The 19,839-nt window shown below is 61.6% G+C and carries 25 protein-coding genes and 2 tRNA genes; 13 read left to right on the top strand and 14 right to left on the bottom strand.

All coding sequences use genetic code 11. The features are described from left to right. The first annotated feature begins 190 nt into the window (after positions 1-190). A complete protein-coding gene (locus CCR84_RS08550; RefSeq protein ID WP_242508623.1) occupies positions 191-1,180 on the top strand; it encodes a DUF4351 domain-containing protein in 990 nt (329 codons plus the stop codon). Positions 1,181-1,466: 286 nt separating this feature from the next. Here the strand turns inward: CCR84_RS08550 and CCR84_RS08545 are convergent, their stop codons facing one another. The 12 genes from CCR84_RS08545 to CCR84_RS08490 all read right to left on the bottom strand — a co-directional run bounded on the left by CCR84_RS08545 (position 1,467) and on the right by CCR84_RS08490 (position 11,614). After that, positions 1,467-1,958, bottom strand: coding sequence for a hypothetical protein (locus tag CCR84_RS08545; RefSeq protein ID WP_201211366.1), 492 nt, complete (start codon positions 1,956-1,958; stop codon positions 1,467-1,469). A gap of 7 nt (positions 1,959-1,965) precedes the next feature. Next, entirely contained in the window at positions 1,966-2,157 is a 192-nt protein-coding gene (locus CCR84_RS08540; RefSeq protein ID WP_201211364.1) for a hypothetical protein, read from the bottom strand. After that, positions 2,154-2,747 (bottom strand): JAB domain-containing protein, encoded by a 594-nt coding sequence (locus tag CCR84_RS08535; RefSeq protein ID WP_201211362.1) that lies wholly within the window; start codon positions 2,745-2,747, stop codon positions 2,154-2,156. Before CCR84_RS08535 ends, CCR84_RS08540 begins: the two co-directional genes overlap by 4 nt. Positions 2,748-2,979: 232 nt before the next feature. Continuing rightward, positions 2,980-4,194 carry a vWA domain-containing protein gene (locus CCR84_RS08530; protein WP_201211360.1) on the bottom strand — a complete coding sequence of 405 codons (1,215 nt, stop codon included), beginning with the start codon at positions 4,192-4,194 and terminating at the stop codon, positions 2,980-2,982. A gap of 55 nt (positions 4,195-4,249) precedes the next feature. Beyond that, positions 4,250-5,107, bottom strand: a complete 858-nt coding sequence (locus tag CCR84_RS08525) for a hypothetical protein (protein ID WP_201211358.1) — start codon at positions 5,105-5,107, stop codon at positions 4,250-4,252. Positions 5,108-5,183: 76 nt separating this feature from the next. Continuing rightward, on the bottom strand, positions 5,184-6,227 hold the full coding sequence (locus tag CCR84_RS08520) for an ATP-binding protein (RefSeq protein WP_201211356.1): 1,044 nt from the start codon (positions 6,225-6,227) through the stop codon (positions 5,184-5,186). A 187-nt stretch (positions 6,228-6,414) separates the two neighbouring features. Further along, positions 6,415-7,518 carry a DUF7146 domain-containing protein gene (locus CCR84_RS08515; RefSeq protein ID WP_201211354.1) on the bottom strand — a complete coding sequence of 368 codons (1,104 nt, stop codon included), beginning with the start codon at positions 7,516-7,518 and terminating at the stop codon, positions 6,415-6,417. 173 nt (positions 7,519-7,691) lie between these two features. Next, on the bottom strand, positions 7,692-8,099 hold the full coding sequence (locus CCR84_RS08510) for a single-stranded DNA-binding protein (protein ID WP_201211352.1): 408 nt from the start codon (positions 8,097-8,099) through the stop codon (positions 7,692-7,694). A gap of 93 nt (positions 8,100-8,192) precedes the next feature. Further along, positions 8,193-8,852, bottom strand: coding sequence for a hypothetical protein (locus CCR84_RS08505; RefSeq protein WP_201211350.1), 660 nt, complete (start codon positions 8,850-8,852; stop codon positions 8,193-8,195). A 236-nt stretch (positions 8,853-9,088) separates the two neighbouring features. Next, positions 9,089-10,195, bottom strand: a complete 1,107-nt coding sequence (locus tag CCR84_RS08500; RefSeq protein WP_201211348.1) for a recombinase RecT — start codon at positions 10,193-10,195, stop codon at positions 9,089-9,091. 123 nt (positions 10,196-10,318) lie between these two features. Then, positions 10,319-11,155 (bottom strand): PD-(D/E)XK nuclease-like domain-containing protein, encoded by an 837-nt coding sequence (locus tag CCR84_RS08495; protein WP_201211346.1) that lies wholly within the window; start codon positions 11,153-11,155, stop codon positions 10,319-10,321. A 108-nt stretch (positions 11,156-11,263) separates the two neighbouring features. Beyond that, the gene (locus CCR84_RS08490; RefSeq protein ID WP_201211344.1) at positions 11,264-11,614 is read right to left on the bottom strand and encodes a hypothetical protein; all 351 of its coding nucleotides are present in this window, start codon (positions 11,612-11,614) and stop codon (positions 11,264-11,266) included. Positions 11,615-12,082: 468 nt separating this feature from the next. Between CCR84_RS08490 and CCR84_RS08485 the strand changes: the two genes are divergently transcribed. The 6 genes from CCR84_RS08485 to CCR84_RS08460 all read left to right on the top strand — a co-directional run bounded on the left by CCR84_RS08485 (position 12,083) and on the right by CCR84_RS08460 (position 13,977). Continuing rightward, positions 12,083-12,400: a helix-turn-helix domain-containing protein gene (locus CCR84_RS08485; RefSeq protein WP_242508622.1), complete on the top strand. Its 318-nt coding sequence runs from the start codon at positions 12,083-12,085 to the stop codon at positions 12,398-12,400. Between the two features lie 2 nt (positions 12,401-12,402). Further along, complete coding sequence (locus CCR84_RS08480; RefSeq protein ID WP_201211342.1) at positions 12,403-12,573, top strand: HipA N-terminal domain-containing protein; 171 nt, start codon at positions 12,403-12,405, stop codon at positions 12,571-12,573. Positions 12,574-12,697: 124 nt separating this feature from the next. Continuing rightward, positions 12,698-13,009 (top strand): type II toxin-antitoxin system RelE/ParE family toxin, encoded by a 312-nt coding sequence (locus CCR84_RS08475; RefSeq protein ID WP_201211340.1) that lies wholly within the window; start codon positions 12,698-12,700, stop codon positions 13,007-13,009. Further along, positions 12,993-13,307 (top strand): helix-turn-helix domain-containing protein, encoded by a 315-nt coding sequence (locus CCR84_RS08470; protein WP_201211337.1) that lies wholly within the window; start codon positions 12,993-12,995, stop codon positions 13,305-13,307. The genes CCR84_RS08475 and CCR84_RS08470 overlap by 17 nt, the downstream gene beginning before the upstream one ends. Positions 13,308-13,382: 75 nt before the next feature. Continuing rightward, positions 13,383-13,757: an Rpn family recombination-promoting nuclease/putative transposase gene (locus CCR84_RS16460; protein WP_420825388.1), complete on the top strand. Its 375-nt coding sequence runs from the start codon at positions 13,383-13,385 to the stop codon at positions 13,755-13,757. Then, positions 13,744-13,977 carry a DUF4351 domain-containing protein gene (locus CCR84_RS08460; RefSeq protein ID WP_201211333.1) on the top strand — a complete coding sequence of 78 codons (234 nt, stop codon included), beginning with the start codon at positions 13,744-13,746 and terminating at the stop codon, positions 13,975-13,977. Before CCR84_RS16460 ends, CCR84_RS08460 begins: the two co-directional genes overlap by 14 nt. 140 nt (positions 13,978-14,117) lie before the next feature. On the opposite strand, the gene CCR84_RS08455 is transcribed toward CCR84_RS08460, so the two are convergent. After that, the gene (locus tag CCR84_RS08455; protein ID WP_201211331.1) at positions 14,118-14,588 is read right to left on the bottom strand and encodes a helix-turn-helix domain-containing protein; all 471 of its coding nucleotides are present in this window, start codon (positions 14,586-14,588) and stop codon (positions 14,118-14,120) included. Between the two features lie 267 nt (positions 14,589-14,855). Then, on the bottom strand, positions 14,856-16,094 hold the full coding sequence (locus CCR84_RS08450; RefSeq protein WP_201211329.1) for an ATP-binding protein: 1,239 nt from the start codon (positions 16,092-16,094) through the stop codon (positions 14,856-14,858). A 535-nt stretch (positions 16,095-16,629) separates the two neighbouring features. Here CCR84_RS08450 and CCR84_RS08445 point away from each other — a divergent pair. The 6 genes from CCR84_RS08445 to CCR84_RS08420 all read left to right on the top strand — a co-directional run bounded on the left by CCR84_RS08445 (position 16,630) and on the right by CCR84_RS08420 (position 19,256). After that, positions 16,630-16,959, top strand: coding sequence for a helix-turn-helix domain-containing protein (locus CCR84_RS08445; RefSeq protein ID WP_201211327.1), 330 nt, complete (start codon positions 16,630-16,632; stop codon positions 16,957-16,959). Between the two features lie 517 nt (positions 16,960-17,476). After that, a complete protein-coding gene (locus CCR84_RS08440) occupies positions 17,477-17,683 on the top strand; it encodes a hypothetical protein (protein ID WP_201211325.1) in 207 nt (68 codons plus the stop codon). Positions 17,684-17,982: 299 nt separating this feature from the next. After that, positions 17,983-18,058: transfer RNA gene (locus CCR84_RS08435), tRNA-Gly, on the top strand. 129 nt (positions 18,059-18,187) lie between these two features. Beyond that, a tRNA-Leu gene (locus CCR84_RS08430) sits at positions 18,188-18,274 on the top strand. 14 nt (positions 18,275-18,288) lie between these two features. Then, on the top strand, positions 18,289-18,741 hold the full coding sequence (locus CCR84_RS08425) for a hypothetical protein (RefSeq protein WP_201211323.1): 453 nt from the start codon (positions 18,289-18,291) through the stop codon (positions 18,739-18,741). Positions 18,742-18,755: 14 nt separating this feature from the next. After that, positions 18,756-19,256, top strand: a complete 501-nt coding sequence (locus CCR84_RS08420; protein WP_201211321.1) for a DUF1178 family protein — start codon at positions 18,756-18,758, stop codon at positions 19,254-19,256. Positions 19,257-19,839: the final 583 nt, after the last annotated feature.

Here is a 19,839-nt window from a genome sequence, read left to right as displayed (position 1 = left end):
ATGGCCCCGATGATGTCAGACGCGAGCAAGGTCACGCGCAGGACCTTGGCCACCCAGCATCCTTCAAGCTTCAGACTACGCGCCACCTGGCATCACCGTCTGATGTAAGATGGCTCGACACAAATTCTGTACCCCCCGCAGCAGCCATCTTTTGGCGCTGCAGGCGCTCACGTTCCACGGAATGCGCACCATGACCGATACAACGCCGCTCCCCGATATGCTCCCGGACTCAGGAAACGACTTTGCCGACGACTACGACAGCCCCTGGAAAGAGGCGGTCGAGCGTTATTTCCCCGAATTCATGGCCTTCTATTTCCCGCAAGCTCATGCCCAGATCGACTGGAGGGTCGGCTACGAGTTTCTTGACCAAGAACTACGCGCGGTTGTTCAGGATGCCGAACTCGGCAAGCGTTTCGTCGACAAGTTGGTCCGGGTGCACCGCCTCTCCGGCGAGGAGGACTGGATCTACCTACACCTTGAAGTGCAGGGTAGCGCCCAGACCGAATTTGCCGAGCGGATGTTCGTGTACAACTACCGCTTGTATGACCGCTACCGCCGGCCGGTAGCGAGCATGGCCGTCCTGGCGGACGAGTCGGAAAACTGGCGTCCGGAGTCGTTCGGCTTCGAAGTGCTGGGCTGCCGACACACGCTGGAATTTCCCACAGCCAAGTTGCTCGCCTATGCTGGGCAGGAAGAGGATTTGGCGGTTGCTGACAATCCGTTCGCGCTGGTCACGCTCGCCCACTTGCTGACCCGGGCCACCAAGAGGGACATGCGCGCCCGGTTCGATGCCAAGTGGAAACTGGTCCAGTTACTCTACCGGCGCGGCTGGGAGAGGCAGGAGGTTATCGACCTTTTCCAGGTGCTGGACTGGATGATGCGCCTGCCGACGCACCTCGCCCAGGAGCTGTGGCAAAATATCGAAGTACTTGAGGAGCAAGAAAAAATGCGCTACGTCTCATCGATTGAGCAACTAGGGGTTGAGAAAGGCATGCAGCAAGGCGTGCAGGTTGGAGAATCCCGGATGCTGGCCCGGATGCTGGTCGGGCGTTTTGGTGAGTTACCGGCCTGGGTGCTTGCCAAGCTGGAGAAGGCATCCGCGCTGGAGTTGGAAGCTTGGGCCGATGCTGTCTTCGCCGCCGAGAGTCTGGAAGCGGTCTTTGGCCCGACCCAGCATTGATTTCCCGTGGCTGTGGACTCGTTCCGCAGATCTTTCGGGTTGACGCCCACCTATTTCAGCAGAAATTTGGCGGCGTAAATCGGCGTCGACGGCTGTTCTTCGCGGCGGCAGGCTCGGAACTGCTGCTCTTGCTGCCAGTTCCGAGCCTACACCATCCGCCGTTGCATCAAGGACTTGCTTCGCCGGGCTACGCCCGCCCTTGATGCGCCTTCCGACTTCCAAGAACCGTGCCTATGACATTGGCCGCCGCCACTTTTCCGCGTTCTTGGCGCATCGCCAACCACACTTACTGCGTGGCGTGGTCGGCGTCCAACACCATACCTAACGGCTGAGCTTCAAGGGCAAGCCAGGGGCGCAACGCCGCCAGTTTTTCGTGTGACAGGTACGGTTCCATCAGTTTCAGTCCCGCCTCGATCTCACGCGTCGCGATGTAAGCCTTGATCGCCTCCTCGCTCGGCCCGAATTCGATGACGGTCTTGGCCTCGTCGATGTCGCCGGTGTCGTGGTCATAGAGCCAGATTTCGCCAGGTTCCACCACGATTCGCCCCAGATTGCAGGCGAACTCCCGAACGAGATCGGCGTAGCCGTACCTGACCTCGCCATACGTCGAGACCGCCAGATCCCCCATTTGAGGATCGTAGAAGAACTCGTCCTCACCCATCACGCGGCTAGAGAAGGCATCCACACCGTCATGGCCTGAGTACTCCATCAGGACCTTGAAGGCGTCTGCCACATGCTGGACGGTCGTACCAGCAGTAACCTTGGCTTTCAGGTGCATCGTGTGTTCATACCCCATGGCGCACCTCGCCAATCCCGACAAGGACGATCGTCCAGATTCGGAGCAAGGCGTCGAGGAAGGAGAGATCCTTCTCTTCAGCCTTGGCCACCTCCCGGCACTCGAACTCATCCTCGACAGATTCCGCCGCGGGACTCGGTTCGAGAAAGATGCTTGGATGTCTCCCGAAATGCTCGCTCACAGCAGCCCCCTTTCGCAAAAAGAGAAGGCTTGGTTTCCGGCCACGACAAAGTGATCCAGGACCCTCACATCCACAAGACCTAGCGCAGATTTGAGAGCGCCGGTCAGCATTTCGTCGGGCCGCGAGGGATCGGGCACTCCGGACGGGTGGTTGTGCGCAAAGATCGTTGCTGCTGCGTTGACGGCCAACGCCTTTTTGACGACTTCCCGCGGATAGACACTGGCCTGTGTGATCGTTCCACGGAAAAGTTCACCGCCGTCGATGAGACGGTTCTGTGAATCGAGCCACAAGCACCAGAACGACTCGTACTCGAGATGCCCGATCTTCGAGCACAGGTAAGCTCTGACGCTTTCCGGAGAAGAGAAGCAAAGATCTTCGGTCTCCATGCGCTCCCGCATACAGCGAACGAAAAGCTCCTTCGCGGCTGCCAGCGACGGATGGATTGCATAAGTTTCAGCTTCCTCGCACAGCTGCAACTGCCTCGGCCTCGTGAACCCGAACAGTTCCGCGAGCGGCTTGGCCGACAGCGCCTTCGCCGACGTTTTGCCAACAAGCAGCGCCAGCAGTTCGGCATTGGACAGGTCTTTCATGGTGCCTCCTCGAACGAAAAAAGGGGCACCACGCCCCGACCGGAGCATGATGCCCCGGTGGGGAAGATGTACGCGGTCAGGATCGACCTGATCGCCTTAAATGCTGTTTGTTTCGGAAGGCCAGCTACCTTCATGTCCTCATGGCATAGCCAAGGGGAGCAATACGGCTTTCCGGAGCACGCTGCTGCGTGCGCTCTGGAAAACCCTCCCGCCTCGCGGCGGGAGGATGACTTCAGTTGCAGCGGATGCGAACGCTCTCGCCCCACGGCGCCGGACAGACACCCAGCGTGTCCCCCCACAGAACCGGATAATCGGGAGCGCGGTCGGGGAAGTCTCCGATCATGTCTGTCAGATAGAGCAGGCACGAAGGAGTGATGCCTTCCTTTCCGACCCATTCGAAAACGGGACGGAAATCCGTTCCGCCGTATCCCCTGGGGCTGATGGTGATGGCTTCGCCATCTTCGAACACATCCACGCCCTGGATCTCCGCGTCGCAGTAGACGACATGCACCCGCTCGGGTCGCACCTCTTCCACAATCGCGTTGATCTCACTGGCGAACTGGCTGATCGTCAGGTCGTCGATGCTGCCCGACGTATCGACCGCGATCACCATCGGCGGCATGCTTTCCGCACGAAGCGCCGGCAGGTACAGACCCGCGTACAGGTACCGGCTGTTTGGCTGCCGCCAGGAATAGTCGGAAGCAGCGTTCATCTGGACGAATCGGCGCAGGATGGATCGCCAGTCTTGCGGAGGGTTCTTGATCTCCTCGACGAGACGCTCCAGACCTGCGGGCAATCCGCCCATCGATTCAGCTTGCCGCGCGGCATTCAGCACCGAAGCCGACCAGTCCGCCTGAATTTCCGACGCGTGACCGTCATCGCTGTCGACAACTTCGCCACACTCCGAACCATCCGGCGACGCTTCCTCGCTACCCTCCTGAGCGTTGCCTTGGCCATCGTCGTCCTCGGGATTGCCGCCCTGCCCTGCCTGATCGTCTTGATCATCCGGGCCCGATGACGGTTCGTCCCTTTGCGGTTGCTGAGCGCCCTGCTGCTGCATGAGCCGCTCATAGATCTCCTCGGCACTCATGCCTCTGTACGGAGCCCCGTCGATCGCCCCCGAGGGAAGTACCATCCCCGCCTCCCTCACGATCGGATTGATCGCATAGTCGGCGGCCTGATTCCACAATTTCGGATCGCGCGCACCACGACGCCAGGCATGCCCGTTGGCACAATGCAGCACCTCGTGCGCCACAACCCCGACAAGCTCGTGACGGCCGAGACTGGATGCGTACGCCGGATTGAACCTGAGTTGGCGTCCGTCCGTGCGGAAGGTTTTCGTCGTCGGGTCCTCGACCAGTTCCAGTTTCAGGGAGAGAACCCCGAAAAATGGATGATCCAGAATGAGACTCCGCCTGGCTGCGGAAACCTGATCTCTTGCATTCATGAGACTTCCTCCTTAAGTGCCACCCCGGTGACGAGGTGGCACGGTTGCCGGATGCCTACATGTAGGCGTCCATGAGGTTGGAGATTTCCTTGGCCTGCGCAGCGACCCTGGCGCGGAGCACCATGTCGTCACGCAGCGCCTGCGGCGAGTGCACCGCGAGTGCCGCGGCGCAGACGTCGCTGACGTTCTGGAGATCCTGGTCGCCCGTGACGTTGAGCTTGGGCACCAGTTCCACGACCTTCTGGAGATTGCTCACCAGCGTGTCGTGAAATCGACCTTCAGGATTCGAGAGGCGCAGGACCATGTTGTCGACGGCGTCACGCAGCCGATTCCACAGGTCCTTGTTGGCGTTAGCCATCTCCTGTTGCAGGCGGCTTTCGATCTGATGCTGTATGCGTTCGACCTCTTCGCTCGCCAATGCAACGCGGAAGTCATCAGCCGTCGGCACCGGGAGGGTTTCGACATCGATGGAAAAACGCTCGCGCATTTCGTCGGCTGTCGGGTAGTCCGTCTCGTTGAACAAGCCGTTCAGCAGGACGCGTGCGCCCTCCATGAGGCTCGGGTACTCCCGGATGAACTCGTCTGCCAGCAGTTGGTAAGCTCGCTTGAACTTGCGCACCCCTTCCGTGAAGTCCTGATAGTTGGCGGTCGGCAGAATGCGCTGGCCGTCCTTCGACCATGGCAGCGTGTTCTCGTAGTAGAAGGCGCGCAGTTCGCGCCCCTTCCTGTGAACAGCTTCGTAGGACTCGGCGTTGCCCGGCAGGAGATGCTTGTTGAAACGACCGGCATCGGCGGTGGCAGCGTGTTGCTCTGCCACTTCAAGACTGACCTTCCGGTCATATTTCCGAGCCTGCCAGCCGTGAATGGTCAGCCCGACCAGCATGGCTTTTTGCGACAGATTCGTGGTGCTCATGGCTTGCTCCTTGAAAAATTCGTGGAGCTCTCCCCCTTGCGGGAGGAAAACCCCGCAAGGGTCACGAAAGAATGGCTCAGGCCAGATAGGACTTGCCCAGCCTGGACAGGGTGAGGCGCGTCCAGTCGGGTGTCTGCTGTACCGCAGGGCACAGACGATTAATGTCCTTCACCATCATCACGGCGAATTCCGACTTGCCGTCATCGAACATGCGCTCGGCGTAGCGGAAGATCCGCCCGCAGTTGGTGTCGCTGGCCCGCTTGGCGAGGGCGACCGAAACCGCCCACAGCATGTCCGGCCGCTCTGGAATCGGCGCATTGTCCGGGTCCAGAATGATGCTGTCCGGGTTCGGCAGCTTGCTCCGGACCATGGTCAGAAAGGCCCGCAGCTCGATCGCAGCCCCCTCGCCCACGGCTCCCGCCAAAGCGGCAAACTCGAGTTCATCGGGCAGCGCCATCCTGATCGCCTTGCCGGCGTATTCCCAGGTGCGTGGACAAGGAAAGTTCTCCATGTCGTCGGCTTTCCTGGTGTCCATCACGTGCAGCAGGTTCGGACGAAAACGGATGAACGAGATCAGCTCGGGCGGCATGTTGGCCCCGAGTGCCCATTCGCACCAGTCGTCCACCGACGACTCCACGCCGAGGACCGCGCCGAAGCGCGAGATCACCGGGGTGAGGATGCCCGAGACGCCAGCGCGATCCGAACGACGGTTCGTCGCCGCCACGAAGGTGACGCAATCCGGCAGGCGATGCCCATTGACCTGGCGAGCCAGCAACAACTGCATGTAGCTTGCCTGGACTGCCGGAGATGCCTGACCCAGATCGTCCAGAAACCAGACGGTCGGTGTCCTTGCCTTGATCGCCCTGGCCAGATCACCGAAGGGCAGAAAGGTGGCGCTCTCGCCATCCTTGCCGGGCCATGGAAGACCCTTGGCATCGGTCGGGTCCGAGACGACCGGATGCGACAGGATCAGGTCGTGGCCGGACGCTCTGGCCGCCTGCTCCACGATCGATGACTTGCCGACGCCCGGAGCGCCGGTGAGCAGGACGGGGATGGCGGCCTCGATGTACCTGCCAACCAGGTCGGCGGCCTGCAGCGGCCGCAAATTGATAGTCGTCATGCGAAGCTCCTCGAATCAAGCGCGGAGCTTCCTCCTTGCGGAGAGAGAGCCCCGCAAGGGTTGGATTGATTGCCGGCCGGGTTGAGCCCGGACGGCACTGGATGCTGCTTCGCATTTAAGCGCGGCCAGCTACCGCATCGACCAGCGCCCTTACAGCGCCGGTCAGAATGCCTTGCCATCACCTCCTTCAGGCGGCGCTGCGAATGACGCGCCTGTCGATCGCACTCAGCTTGGGAAATCCCGCCTTGCCATCGCGACGCAGAATATCCAGCCAGTCCAGCGACTTCTCGCCCTGCAGGATTTCTCCGCCGGGGACGATCGCCGAGGCCTGGATGCCCATCGCCCAGAGGCGTTGCACGAGATCTTTGGCAGCCTCCTGGCCGTGACCCTTCGGGTGCTGTTCGGTCGGCCGATCCTTGTCAGCAAAGATGAGAACCCGCTTCACCCAGTCTGGCGGGACAAAGCTCGCCAGCATCACCGCGTTGATCGCGCACCATACCGACAGCCCGGTGCCTTCCATGACAGCCAGGGAAGTTTCCAGTCCCTCGGCGACCAGCATCAACGGGCTCTTCGTGTCGTCCAGCCGGATGGCGCCGCCGACGATCTTGCGATCCTTCGGATAGGCCATGAGTTTCTTCGGCGACGCTACGGGTGCCTTGTGCCCGTCCGCTGTCAGGTAGATGCGATGGATCGTCACCGCTTCGCCGTGCACGCCGGATACCAGACCCAGGATGGCCGGAAACTCTCCGATCCTCTTCTCGCCGCCGTAGTACGCCAGCGCAGGATGAAAGCGAAGCGCCTCGGGTGGCGGGATCGAGATCCCGCGTCGCGCCAGATACAACCTGGCGGGCTCGGCGTCCCGGTCCGACATCGGCAGCGACTCGCTCCAGACCCGGTTCAGCGACAGCCGCAGTCTGTCGTCGTCGCCGTTCGTCGACACCACCGGCCTCGCCATCTTGCAGACAGGCTGCGCCGAGTGTACGCCGACACGCAGGTGATCGGCGACCGCCCTGAGCGCGGTCGAGTAGCGCCAACCGTTCGCCCACATGAGCGTTGCGATACCGTCGGCGTAGAACCCGCAGGTGTTGCAGACGCTGCCGCCGGTTTCACCGACGTCCTTGAACACTCGAAACCCGTCCTTGCCGCCATGGACCGGACACGGAACATGACGGCCGACCCGGTCGAGCGCCGGCTGTAATTGCGGCGCCAGCGCAGCGAGCGTGCCTTCCCAGTGCCCACGCGCCATGCGCAGCACCTCTTCCTTGAGGGCATCCCATTCCTCTGTTGTCATGGCCTTCTCCTGATGAACCCCGATCTGGGCATGACCAGGCACCTCCCGACGGAGGCACTCGGAAATGCCCCGAAGCGGGGTGAAGCAAAGACCAGCACGAGGCCACTCCCCAAACGGGGGAGCAAGTTCCCCGTCCTGGGTTTCATCGATCGACACGACGCCGCAAGCGGCAATCAGAACGGACCGTGGTCCTGGCTCTGCTTGCCTCCGGCATCGGGCTTGGCCGACGGCTTCGGCGCCTCGGACTCGGGCTTCGACTTGTTGCCGCTCGGAAGCATTTTCATTGCCTCGCCGATCACTTCCGTCGTGTAGCGCATCTCGCCGTCCTTATCCCAGGAACGGGTTTGCAGGCGGCCTTCGACGTACACGAGTGCCCCCTTCTTCAGATGCTCGCCGACGATGGTGGCGAGCTTCCCGAAGAAGACGAGGTTGTGCCATTCGGTCTTCTCGTGCTTCTCGCCGTTCTTCTTCCAGCTTTCGCTGGTGGCGAGCCGCACGCGCGTGACGGCTTCATGCTCCTGGGTGTAGCGAACGTCGGGATCCGAGCCCAGATAACCGATCAAGTGCACTTTGTTTAACATGGTGAGACTCCTTTCGGTGACAAGAAAAATGGCGGTCGCACCATGCCCCTGACGGGAAGCATGTCGTTCCCGCCCGGGTTGTTGCCTCGGGGGCTACTTCGGCGCCTCCATACACTCACCGGCCATGAAGGCAACCCACTGCGCTGCCTTGGCGTAGCTCGTGAAAGCGGCATGCAGGCAGCCGTCGACGAACACGGCATGCGTATGGCAGCGATGCCGCTCGCCGACGATCTGGAACGTCGGCGCCTGGTACTTTGGGTGCGCCCAGAGCACACGACGGGTGTCCACATCCATCAGCTTCACGAGGCAGTGATCGAGGACTGCGTTGCCCCACGCTGTCGCTTGGTTCTCAAGGAGAATCGGTACCCGGAGGGTGCCGTCCGAGCGTCCGACGACGCCCAGCACGTCGTTTTCCTCCAGCCAGTCTCGGCCCGTCTCCGCGTCGCCGTAAAAGATGCGGATCGCTTTGCCGCTCTTGCGATAGCGCTCCAGGATCCGGCGTACCTCGACGGGTGTGTCCAGGTGGAACCACGTTTCCTTGAGGTTCGCCTTCCTGGCTTCGCCGATCGCGCGCTGATAATCGGCGTACTGCCCGATCGTTCCCTTCTCGTCCTCGCGGACGGTGAGCGGGAGGTTCAGCCTGGCGACGAGTTGCTTCAGTTGGCCGAAGACATGCTCGAAGCCCAAGGTCGAAACGCCCTCACCCGCAGGAACGACGAACAGCCCCTGTTGATGATTCACAACGACGTCCATGACACCTCCAAACGAGAAACCGCCGGAGGTGCGGCCCCCGGCCGGGGAATCGCTTCCCTGGCGGGGTTTGCACATGACCTCCGGTCGCCCGGCGGTCTCCTTGATGCTGTTTGTTTCGGAAGGCCAGCTACCTTCATGCCCCCTGGCAAAACCAGCGGGAAGCAATTCCGCTTTCCGGAAGACACTGCGGACAGTGCGCTCCGGAAAGCCCCGCGCAGGCGCGCGGGGTTGTCCTGCTAGATCAGGGTGGCGACCTTCGTCTTGGCACGCTTGTAGGCGCGCAGCAAGGATTCGAGATCGGCCCCCTCGAACTCGGCCTCAGCCCGTATGTAGGCTTCGTCCAGCGCTTCGACCGTGGTCACCTGCTCCATGGACTTGAGGGCTGCTTCGAGCCTGGCTTTCCCGGACGCGATGGGCGCAGCCGTCGCCGCGGGTCCATCAGACTTGCCGTTTCGCGTAAGCCCGGCCTTGGCGTCCTGCGCCGGCTGTTCTGGGGTGTTCTCCGACTTGCCGTCCACGTCAGGCGCATCGCCGGTCTCTTCTTCGACCACCGGCGCATAGTTGCCCTCGATGACGTCTTCGAGATCCAGGTTCTGTGCCTTCCCCTGCTCGTTGGCTGCATCCATCGCCAGCGCCGTCGCCAGTTCCGGCGACTTCGGGAGGAACTTGCTCAGCCGACGGATCACGGTTTTCAGGCCCATCGCAACGAAGTCCGAATCCCAGACGGATTCCTTCCTGTATTGCTTGGCGCTCTGATAACCACGGCTGCCATCACGGATCTTCTCGACCTCGTTGCGGCTCATCGCCACGAAGGTCCGCGACCCGTCCTTGAAAACCGCAACGGCGTAGAAACCGGCGACCTCGCCGCGCTCTTCGTCGGATGCCGGGAATCCCCCGGGCGCGGTCAGCGGTTCGTGCTCCAGGGCGCGCTCCATCCCGAGTTTCAGGAGGAACTTGTCGTTCACTCGAACCTCGTGTGCGTAGATGTCCTGGACCAGGCCGGACTGGCGCGCCAGCTTCATCAGGCCCGTGTAGCCGGGGATGAGCTGGCACTGCCCCTTGTAGGGCACGAGGTGCGCCTCACCCATCAGCCCGACCTCCAGCCCCAACTGCGAGGACTGGATGACGGCCGCAAAGACTGAGCGAGGATCGCACTCGGCCAGCTTCGGCGTCATGCGAAACGCCGTCAAAGCGATGCGGGCCATGCGGTCCGGGTTGATGTGCCTCGGCAGTGCCCGGGCGATCTCGCCCTTGAACTTCTCTAGCATGGCCGGGAAAGCTTGCGGCTTCTCTTCGCCGTGGGTCTCGCGATTGATGTTCTTCAGAGCTTGCAGTGCAGACATGATGTGACCTCCATTGAAAAATGAGGAACGGCGGTCACACCATGCCCCTTGGCGGGGAATGACGTTCCCGCCAGGGTTGCTACTGCTGCAACTACTGCATGTCGAATCGGTGGGCTGGAGACGCTAAGCCTCCAGATCGAAGTTGGCCGCCCAGCGCGGCAGTTTGATCGTCTCGATCTCCCCGTTCGGCTGATAGCCGGGCCAGGTGTCGCGCTCTCGGCACCATTTCAGGAGCTGAAGTGCGCCACGGTACTTGGCACGTCCGACCTCGATGACGTCGCTACCGGCGCTGTAGGTGGCCACCGCGTAGGGTGGCTCCTTTTCCACGGCGATGAAGTAGAACGGGATCGTCCTCCCCGCCAGCGCATTGAGGCCGTCCTGGTAGAACGCCGCCTGCACATCGTAGCCAAGCGTGGCGATGGCACGGGCGAAGGCGTCTGCACCGGCGTCCGAACACGTCTTCACGTCCACGATGCCGCTGACCGTGTCCCCGTCCTTGACCAGGAAGTCGGGACGACACTTGCACTCGACGCCGCTTTCCGGGTCGATCCAGAAACCGGACATCTCGGCCAGTCCCTGGGACAGCAGCTTGTCGGCGCCGGCGTGGCAACGCACCGAGGACGCCATCGACCGGATTGCCGCCATCTGCTCGGCAGTCAATGCGATCTTTCCGGCGTTGTCCGCTTCCCAGGCTTCAGCTGCAGCCTTGCCCTCCTTGGTACGCCGATCGAACTTGGGCGCCATCACGAAGCTCTCGCCGAAACGATTGGGCTCGAGCAGGGCCGTGTGGAAAGCCGTTCCCAACTGCATCGCGGGGGTCGGCTCGGGCGGGTTTGCGACGTACTCCCTGTAATGTGCAGGGGAGCGCATGATGCGTACCAGGGCAGAATGGCCCACTGCCGGGCGCGCGTGGTAATGGTCAGCCGGCATCGACAGCAGGCTGATGCTCTCCATTTTCATAGTGCCTCCTTTTGCCGAAGGCACCTGCCCCATGCCGGGGAAGTGCCCCGGCCGGGGTTGATGAATGCGCCTTGGAGGAACGTGATCGCCCCCGAAGGCTTGGACTTACTACGCCAAGACTTCGAAGCTGGCCTTGTCGGACGGTGCCGACGTTGCAGCACTTTCCAGCTTCGCCTTGCTGCGACGCTTGCGCGTCTTGGTCTCTTTTGCCGGCGCCGGTCCTGGCGCAGGCATCGGCTTGCCACGCCGGATGAAGGTCGGGATCTCGTATTTCGACCAGTCCTCCCCGCCCTCGTTGCTGACAGCCATCTGCTTCGCCTCCGGCATTCGAACGACGTTGCGAACGCTCCCGGCTGGCGGCACGGCGAACGCCAATACCAGTTTGCCGACTTTACCCATCCCCCGAACCGCGAGAAGAGCCGAGCCCAGCAGCGCCATGATGAGAAGAAGCTTTTCCATGTTGCCTCCTTGGATAAAGTCGCGGAGGCACCACGACCCGGGCGGGCGCATGATGGCCCCCGCAGGGTTGAGAAACCGGCCCGCGGAACGCGGGCGGGAGACGACGCCCTTCCGGGGACGGCATCTCGATGGGTTGATCCATTGACGCAGGTTCACGGGGCGTGCTGCCTCGTGGCGGCGCTTCGCGCGCAACCGAGGTCTTACATCGACGCCCAAGCCCTTGCCGCATTGCCCCGCGACGCAGGGTTGGGCGCTTCGGCCCCTTCTTGACTCGCGACCGCGCATCCGGCGGCCGGCGAACTGAATGCTGCTTGTTTCAAGCGGCCAGCTACCGCTACAGCGAAGGCATCACGCACTTCACATGATGATGGAAATTCTAGCCATCACCGCAGCCACGGCAACTCCAAGACGTTGCGTTTATGGGCGCTTTTCATCGCTGACGATCGCTCGCGGAGGGATCACCATAGCATGATCGCTGCATCCGATATTTCACATTCATCGAAAATAACGATGCCGTCTGTTTATCGACTATTACGATATAAATTCATGCTCAAGCTCAACTCGCCCCAGCAGGCCGGCCAGATTCTCGTCACTCGACGAAAGGCACTGCGTCTGTCCCTGGCTGCCGTTGCCGCGCGCCTCGGGATCAGCCAGAACCGTCTGTCGGAGCTTGAAGCGAACCCCGATCGCCTCAATCTCGACCGCCTGCTCGCACTGGCGAGCCTGCTCGGGCTGGAACTGGTGCTGCAGGAGAAGACATCCCCCACCTCCGCAAGCGAGTGGTAGCCATGGGCCGCCCCTCCCACGCACGCTCCCTGACTGTCTGGACCAACGGCAAGAGTGTTGGCCAGTGGCGTCTGCCAGCGCTGGGACCGACCGAGTTCCAGTACGAACCGGGCTGGATGGCGTCGCCCGAAGGCCGTCCCCTGTCCCTCTCCCTGCCCTTCACGGAAAGCTAGGGTCAGGTCACGCATAGTTGCATGTATTGCCGGATGCAACAATGCGAGACCTGCCTGATCCAGAGTCCAAAGTGACCCCCTGCCCACACTGGACAGCCATACTCCCAAGGCGTACAGTGCTCATATGTTAACCGTCGTCGAAACTTCACTGTTTCAGAAACAGTGGCCACTCTACTGGACGGAAGATGAGCGTGGTGCGTTCGCTTCCTACATCGCCAGGCATCCAACGGCTGGAGATGTCGTGCCCGAGTCCGGAGGCATACGCAAGGTGCGCTGGCGTCGTGCGGGTTCCGGCAAGTCAGGCGGAGTACGAGTGATCTATTACATTCGCACCGCAGAAGGTGAAATTGTCTTACTGACGCTATATGCCAAGTCAAAAACAGACAATCTCACTGGCCCAAAATTGAAGGAGATACGCCATGTCATCGAAGAATAAGCCACTTACCGAGACCGAACTCGCTGCCTATGAGTCCCAACGCGATCTCGCTGCTGAACTCCTCCAGTCAGTACGCGAAATGCAGGCAGGCAAGGTTCACGTCGTTTCCTCCCCTGTGATAGAGGCTCGCAAAAAAACCGGCCTCTCGCAGACCCAATTTGCTGCACTTCTCGGTGTATCTGCTCGTACGCTTCAGGGATGGGAGCAAGGCCGTAAACAGCCTAGTGGCGCAGCGCGCACCCTGCTTGCAATTGCCAGCACCAACCCGAAGGCACTTCTGGCAGTAGCATCCAAGTAGTCGGCTCAAATTACGTTGACGGAGACGCTGCCGGCGACGACTTCGTCGTCGCACTCGTCGGCAATCGATGCATCAATGCGAGCCCGGACCTCGCGAGCCGATGCGCTTGGGCGCGAGCGGTGTATTTCTTTCGCCTCCTACAAGCGGCTCTTCTCTGCACCGGAACTGGTCCGCGATCTCATCATGGATTTCGTTCCGGACGAGTGGCTGCACAGTCTCGACTACGGCACGCTGGAAAAGGTACCGGGAAGCTACGTCGCCGACGACCTGCGTCACCACGCCGACGATGTGGTCTGGCGGGTGAAGGCCGAGGGCGAGTGGATCTACCTTTACATCCTGATCGAGTTCCAGAGCACGGTCGATGCCTGCGGTGCTGTTGCGGCAGAGCAGGAACTCGCTGGCACTGCCGAAGGTGCGAGACTTGAAGGAGCTGAAAATGACGCTGGCTGAACGCTTCGACCTGTGGGCGCTGCAGTACGAGCAACGGGGAATCGAGAAGGGCATTGAAAAGGGTGAGGCGCTCTTGCTGCAGCGCCTACTCGCCCGCCGCTTCGGCCAGTTGCCTCCCGATCTCATCCAGAGGATCAGCCAGGCGACGGCAGCGGAAATCGAGCTCTGGGGCGATCGCGTCCTCGACGCGGGGAGCCTCGACGAGGTTTTCTCCGGCTGAGCGTCGACGTTCAAAACGTCAGGGGGTCAGGTCTCGAATTGTTGCATCGATAGCCGGATGCAACAATTTGAGACCTGCCCCCCTGGACTCGCGCAAGACGCAGGCATCCAACAGCGCCGTGTAGCGGGCGTGCCCGGCCATCAGTAATCCAACCCCAACTCGCGAGCATTTTCGGCCATTCGCTCCAGGGCACTGGATTGCTGTGCACGCATTTTCTTTGCGTAGGCCAGCAAGTCCTCCAACGCGATGCGACGATGTGAGCCTACCTTTCGATGAGGTAGCCGACCGGCTTCCATCTCCTTGATCACAAACGGGCGGGACACATTCAGAAAATTGGCCGCTTCGACCGTCGTGAACTCCTGCTCGGTCGGCATCAAAACGATGGGGCGTCCTTCGCTCATGGCCCCGAGCAGCTGACCGATCAGCTTGAGGGCGGCAGGAGGAACCTCGACCGTTGGGTGCTCACCCGCGTCGGTAGTCAGCGTGATGGCGGCAGCACGAGAATGGTCCAGGGAAGCCATGATGCAACGCTGGGCAACCCGGACCATCTCTTTGTCCTTGGCGTTCAGCGGCGGAGGTGAAACCTCCCGAACACGATCAATCGTACGCATGTCGTTCTCCTGTCTTGATGAGCCAAGGCATCCACACCCAGCCAAACACAGGATAGCACAGCAAGTGCACTAAATGCAGCAAACGCATCTTATGGATGGCTACGTGTGGGCTCGCCTGGAACTCTGAGCGAGCGATCGGAGTTGAGTATAACGTCCCCGGAATTCGGTACCCTCTCCGACAATGAACGCGCGACGCTGGCTCGCCGTATGTTCGAGTACTTCGAAGCGCTTCCGGTCGGACCATGAACGCCGTTCGGCAGATCTCTCCTACTTCCCCCACAGAGTCGACAGCGGCGCGGCCCAAATCCCGTCACCCAACGGCATGGTCTCGTCACCATCGTAGAGAAGAACGCCCATCTTGAACTGATCACCGGCCAGGCTGGACCATTTTCTGAGTCCCCGCAGATCGCTCTGCTTGACGGTTGCCGCTGCCTTGACCTCGACGCCCACCAGATGCCCGGCGGCGTTCTCGATCACCAGATCGACTTCGAACTTGTCGGTATCTCGGTAGTACATCAGGCGGTAGTCGCCATCGGCCGTGCTGATGTGCTTGAGCAGTTCTCCGAATACGAACGATTCCAGGACGTTGCCGAAGCGTTTTCGATCCTGTTGAACCTCATCCGCGGTCAAGTCGAGCAGTGTTGCAAGCAAGCCGGAATCGATGAATTGCAACTTCGGTGTCTTGACTACCCGATTGAGGCGGTTGCGAGCCCAGACGTCAACGCGCCTGATCAAGTACATCTGCTCAAAGACGCCGATGTAGCGTGAGGCTGTCTTGCCATCCAGACCAACCTGGGCACCCAGTTGGGTGTAATTGCACAGTTGCCCAGCGGTCTGAGACAAGGCACGCAGAAAGCGCGGCAGCTGATCCAGCTTCTCGATGCCGGACACGTCGCGGACATCGCGCGCAATGATGGCGTCGATGTACTGCCGAGCCCATGCCACCCGGCGCCTGGCAGTGGACCGGGTAATGGCCTCCGGGTAGCCACCCCGCAAGGCCCGATCGACCAGATCGCTACCTTGAGCTGGTGTGCCGGACTTCGGTATCCGCCCCTGGAACACCGTGTCGAGCCAGTTCGCTGTCTGCCCCTCGATTTCGCTCTGAGACAAGGGCAGAAGGGACAAGGTCTCCATCCGCCCGGCCAACGAGTCGGCGACGGTCGGCAACGCCATCAGATTGGCCGATCCTGTCAGCAGAAAACGCCCGGGGCGTCGGTCTTCGTCAACGCTCTTCTTGATGGCCAGCAGCAATTGAGGAGCGCGCTGAATTTCATCGATCACCGCCCGATCCAGACTACGAATCATGCCGACCGGGTCCTCTTGCGCCGACAAGAGTGTCAGTTGGTCATCCAAGGTGAGGTAACGCAAGCCGCTCTGCGCCATCTGACGTACCAGTGTCGTCTTGCCCGCCTGGCGGGGACCGGCTAGCAGAACCACCGGGGTGTCGGCCATGGCTTCGGCGATCCGAGGTTCGATCAGGCGAGGGTAGAGGGATGGCGTACTCATGCCTAAATGATACCTCAAGCATCGGATGCAATGAACGTTAATCCCGGAAGATCCGGCCGTGAACTTCGGAATCTAGATACGTGTAATCCGGAATATAAAGGAAGCACGATCGGCTTCATCGAAGCGTTTGTGCCGCGAAAACGCCTTGACAATGTGCGCTATGAATACGCTTGAGGACATGGCGGCACCACCTTCCCCCTGAGCTAGCGCTCCGGTAACTTTAGACGCTCGATCGACTGAGTCGGACGGCGCGCTACGGCCGATCTTCCCCACCGGGGCACGCCTGCCCGAATCGCAGCGGAGCGAGGGGAGGACAATCACGATCACCCACGGCACGGAGGAAGCAGACATGCTTTGTGACCGACCAAGAGCCGGTTGTCGAGACTGGGTGTGCCAACCCGACCAGCGAGTACTCTAAGCGCACATACTTGGAAGCAGCCCGCCTTCACCGCAAGCCAACTTCGTAAGGTTGCCGATCATTGACGTAATCTTGCTTACTACATAGCCTAGGCTCTTTAGCTCAATAATAAGCAACATGCGCCGCCAGGAAGAAAAATTTGTGTCGGGGGAAGTCAAGGCTGCTGCCAAGCGGTTCGCCCCCGTCATCCGGACGACCCGACTTGCCCGCAACATGACTCAGGCGGCGGCGGCGGAACGTGCCCGGATGTCCGCGTATACCTGGATGAAGATCGAGAGGGGCGACGTTTCTGTCAGCATGGGCGCCTGGCTTTCTGCGCTGGAATGCCTGGGGCTACTGGATGCGCTCGCGCTTTCTGCAGACTTGTCGCTCCAGCCGCCCCCGGCACAGACCGTTCGCCTGCGTGCACGAGCCAGCGTCGCCAAGCGCGAAGACTTCGACTTCTGATCGCCATGAGTTGGACTGGCAATCTCTTCGTCTATCTGCACGGAGAGGTAGAGGCCGTGTCGGCAGGGTGGCTCGTCCTCGAAGAGGCTAGGCCGGACTCCACTCCTAACCGATTCGGCTATGGACGTCGTTATCTGGCTCGACCGAATGCTGTGCCGGTGGATCTGCTCAGCCTGCCGCTTTCCTGTCTGCCGGGTGATGAAGCGATCTACGAACCGCTCCATCTGCCTCTCTTTGGCGCGGTACGTGATGCCACCCCGGATTTCTGGGGCGGCGTGACTCCGGGTGCCGCCGGACTCGGTGCCAGAGTCCGTCTATCTGCTCCAAGCCGGCCCGCATCGTTTCGGCGCGCTCGATTTTCGATCTGGCTTGGATAACGTGGAAGCGGCAGGTCTCTGCCGCCCATCAACCAAATGGACTATCTGACGGAGGCCACCGACCGCGTTCAGGACACCGCCCCCATCCCTGCGCAACTCGAACACATCTTTACGAGGGGCACGATGGGCGGCTCGCGACCTTGGACAACCTGCTCGAAGCCCATGGAGACTTCGGGCTGCAGAAACGAGACGCCGCAGCCATCATTGAACGCGTCGCATCGGTGACGCGGGAATGGCGGGTGGTCTTTGAAGAACTCGGCGTCCCGGAGCAGGAATGCAACAAGATTGCATCCGCGTTTCGCCGGCCGAGGGAGATCGGGATCGAGGTCGTTGAGAAGGTCCTGTGAGGCGGGCTGCCGGCGTAAGTAACGCGCCATCCAGGGTTGAGGTCGCAAGCATTCCACGCCACCGCTCCCCGTGTTCCGGTAGTGATCGCGGCCTGAGATGGGTAGGGGGCAAAAATAGGGGTTGACAGAAAGAATCAGGCCTTTATAATGCGCGCAGTTGTTGAGGCAGCGGCACCCAAGCAAGCGGTAACAAGTGACGGTTCGATGTAAGTTACTGAGTTTACAAGTGAGCCAAGGGATTGCAAATCCGTGTAGGTCGGTTCGACTCCGGCTCGCGCCTCCAGTAACACAGGTTTTACGCGGCAGTAGCTCAGTTGGTAGAGCGCAACCTTGCCAAGGTTGAGGTCGAGAGTTCGAGACTCTTCTGCCGCTCCAGACAAAAACGGGAAAGCGATCGAGCTTTCCCGTTTTTTTTTCGGCCCGATCAAGGCCCGGCTTGATAGTGCGCTAAAATCGTGCGTTTCGTGACACGGGGATGGCGCGCTGCGCCGACCTCGCTCACCTGCCCGGATGGTGAAATCGGTAGACACAAGAGACTTAAAATCTCTCGGCTGAAAGGCTGTGCGGGTTCGACCCCCGCTCCGGGCACCATGACAGACAAGCACGTGAACAAGTATTTAGCCATCGCCGCCACTCTCGCCGCTGTCGCCTTTCCGGGCAGCGCCCACAGCTCGGCGACGCTCACTTCGGCCCAGGTGCCGGTCATCGCCATCCTCCAGGACGATCTCTTCATCGGGGACGCGGTCGGTTACATGGACCGGACCGGCACCATCGACATCAAGTCGGCGATCAAGGCGGACCTGCGCTGTGTCGGGAAATTCCGTTACACGAGTTGGAAGACCGGCATCGCCAACGTCCAGTGCAACGACGGGCACGAGGTGGAATTGAGCTTCAGCGGACTCTCGCTGCTGAGCGGCTACGGGCACGGGAAGTCGCCGCGCGGGCCGGTCAGCTTCACCTTCGGGCTGCCCGCCGAGGAAGCCGGTGCCTACCTCAAGCTTCCTGCCGGGAAGAAGATCGTGACGCGCGACAAGCGCGTCGAAATGGTCGACCTCTGATCAGGATCGCGTCGATGATCATCTTCGACCTCGCCTGCAAGGCCGGGCATCGCTTCGAGGGCTGGTTCCGTTCAGCCGAGGATTTCGCGCAACAGCTCGAACGCTCGCTGCTGACCTGCCCGCACTGCGCCTCGGCCGACGTGCGCCGGATGCCGTCGGTGATCAACCTGGCGAAGACGGGGGCGTCGGCATCTGCCGATGCCGACGCGGAGGAACGCTCGGGAGAGCAGCCGGCGGCGAAGGCGGCGCCTGCATCGGCACGCCAGCCCGCTGCCGCGCAACCCCTGCCGGATCCGACGAAGGTCGCCGCCCGCCTGCAGGAGATGCTGCACACGGCGCTCGCGCAGTGCGAGGATGTCGGCAATCAGTTCGCCGACGAGGCCCGGCGCATCCACTACGCCGAAGCGCCGGAACGACCGATCCGCGGCGAAGCGACCCGCGACGAGTACGAAGCCCTGCGCGACGAGGGCATCGACGTCCTGGCGCTGCCGCGCCTGAAGACGACAGTCAACTGACGGAATCAGCCCTACCTACTGGATCGCCACGCCCTGCGGGCTCGCGATGACGCGTCGCCATCCCGTCATTGCGAGGCGCGTAGCGCCGTGGCAATCCAGCTCGTTCTTCCGTCTTCTCGCCCTGGCCGGCCATCCACGTGCGACACGATATCCGCCCCACCCACTGGATCGCCACGCCCTGCGGGCTCGCGATGACGCGTCGCCATCCCGTCATTGCGAGGCGCGTAGCGCCGTGGCAATCCAGCTCGTTCTTCCGTCTTCTCGCCCTGGCCGGCCATCCACGTGCGACACGATATCCGCCCCACCCACTGGATCGCCACGCCCTGCGGGCTCGCGATGACGCGTCGCCATCCCGTCATTGCGAGGCGCGTAGCGCCGTGGCAATCCAGCTCGTTCTTCCGTCCTCTCGCCCCCTTGCCGGCCATCCACGTACGACCCGATATCCGCCCTACGCACTGGATCGCCACGCCCTGCGGGCTCGCGATGACGCGTCGCCATCCCGTCATTGCGAGGCGCGTAGCGCCGTGGCAATCCAGCTCGTTCTTCCGTCTTCTCGACCTGGCCGGCCATCCACGTGCGACAC

The sequence above is a fragment of the Rhodocyclus purpureus genome (assembly GCF_016653115.1).
Classification (GTDB): Bacteria; Pseudomonadota; Gammaproteobacteria; order Burkholderiales; family Rhodocyclaceae; genus Rhodocyclus; species Rhodocyclus purpureus.
This window is presented reverse-complemented; position numbering and strand designations above follow the sequence as displayed.

Coding starts and splice junctions, on each gene's coding strand:
- CCR84_RS08550 (WP_242508623.1), top strand. CDS start 191: ATGACCGATACAACGCCGCTCCCCGATATGCTCCCGGACTCAGGAAAC.
- CCR84_RS08545 (WP_201211366.1), bottom strand. CDS start 1,958: ATGCACCTGAAAGCCAAGGTTACTGCTGGTACGACCGTCCAGCATGTG.
- CCR84_RS08535 (WP_201211362.1), bottom strand. CDS start 2,747: ATGAAAGACCTGTCCAATGCCGAACTGCTGGCGCTGCTTGTTGGCAAA.
- CCR84_RS08530 (WP_201211360.1), bottom strand. CDS start 4,194: ATGAATGCAAGAGATCAGGTTTCCGCAGCCAGGCGGAGTCTCATTCTG.
- CCR84_RS08525 (WP_201211358.1), bottom strand. CDS start 5,107: ATGAGCACCACGAATCTGTCGCAAAAAGCCATGCTGGTCGGGCTGACC.
- CCR84_RS08520 (WP_201211356.1), bottom strand. CDS start 6,227: ATGACGACTATCAATTTGCGGCCGCTGCAGGCCGCCGACCTGGTTGGC.
- CCR84_RS08515 (WP_201211354.1), bottom strand. CDS start 7,518: ATGACAACAGAGGAATGGGATGCCCTCAAGGAAGAGGTGCTGCGCATG.
- CCR84_RS08510 (WP_201211352.1), bottom strand. CDS start 8,099: ATGTTAAACAAAGTGCACTTGATCGGTTATCTGGGCTCGGATCCCGAC.
- CCR84_RS08505 (WP_201211350.1), bottom strand. CDS start 8,852: ATGGACGTCGTTGTGAATCATCAACAGGGGCTGTTCGTCGTTCCTGCG.
- CCR84_RS08500 (WP_201211348.1), bottom strand. CDS start 10,195: ATGTCTGCACTGCAAGCTCTGAAGAACATCAATCGCGAGACCCACGGC.
- CCR84_RS08495 (WP_201211346.1), bottom strand. CDS start 11,155: ATGAAAATGGAGAGCATCAGCCTGCTGTCGATGCCGGCTGACCATTAC.
- CCR84_RS08490 (WP_201211344.1), bottom strand. CDS start 11,614: ATGGAAAAGCTTCTTCTCATCATGGCGCTGCTGGGCTCGGCTCTTCTC.
- CCR84_RS08485 (WP_242508622.1), top strand. CDS start 12,083: ATGATCGCTGCATCCGATATTTCACATTCATCGAAAATAACGATGCCG.
- CCR84_RS08480 (WP_201211342.1), top strand. CDS start 12,403: ATGGGCCGCCCCTCCCACGCACGCTCCCTGACTGTCTGGACCAACGGC.
- CCR84_RS08475 (WP_201211340.1), top strand. CDS start 12,698: ATGTTAACCGTCGTCGAAACTTCACTGTTTCAGAAACAGTGGCCACTC.
- CCR84_RS08470 (WP_201211337.1), top strand. CDS start 12,993: ATGTCATCGAAGAATAAGCCACTTACCGAGACCGAACTCGCTGCCTAT.
- CCR84_RS16460 (WP_420825388.1), top strand. CDS start 13,383: ATGCGAGCCCGGACCTCGCGAGCCGATGCGCTTGGGCGCGAGCGGTGT.
- CCR84_RS08460 (WP_201211333.1), top strand. CDS start 13,744: ATGACGCTGGCTGAACGCTTCGACCTGTGGGCGCTGCAGTACGAGCAA.
- CCR84_RS08455 (WP_201211331.1), bottom strand. CDS start 14,588: ATGCGTACGATTGATCGTGTTCGGGAGGTTTCACCTCCGCCGCTGAAC.
- CCR84_RS08450 (WP_201211329.1), bottom strand. CDS start 16,094: ATGAGTACGCCATCCCTCTACCCTCGCCTGATCGAACCTCGGATCGCC.
- CCR84_RS08445 (WP_201211327.1), top strand. CDS start 16,630: ATGCGCCGCCAGGAAGAAAAATTTGTGTCGGGGGAAGTCAAGGCTGCT.
- CCR84_RS08420 (WP_201211321.1), top strand. CDS start 18,756: ATGATCATCTTCGACCTCGCCTGCAAGGCCGGGCATCGCTTCGAGGGC.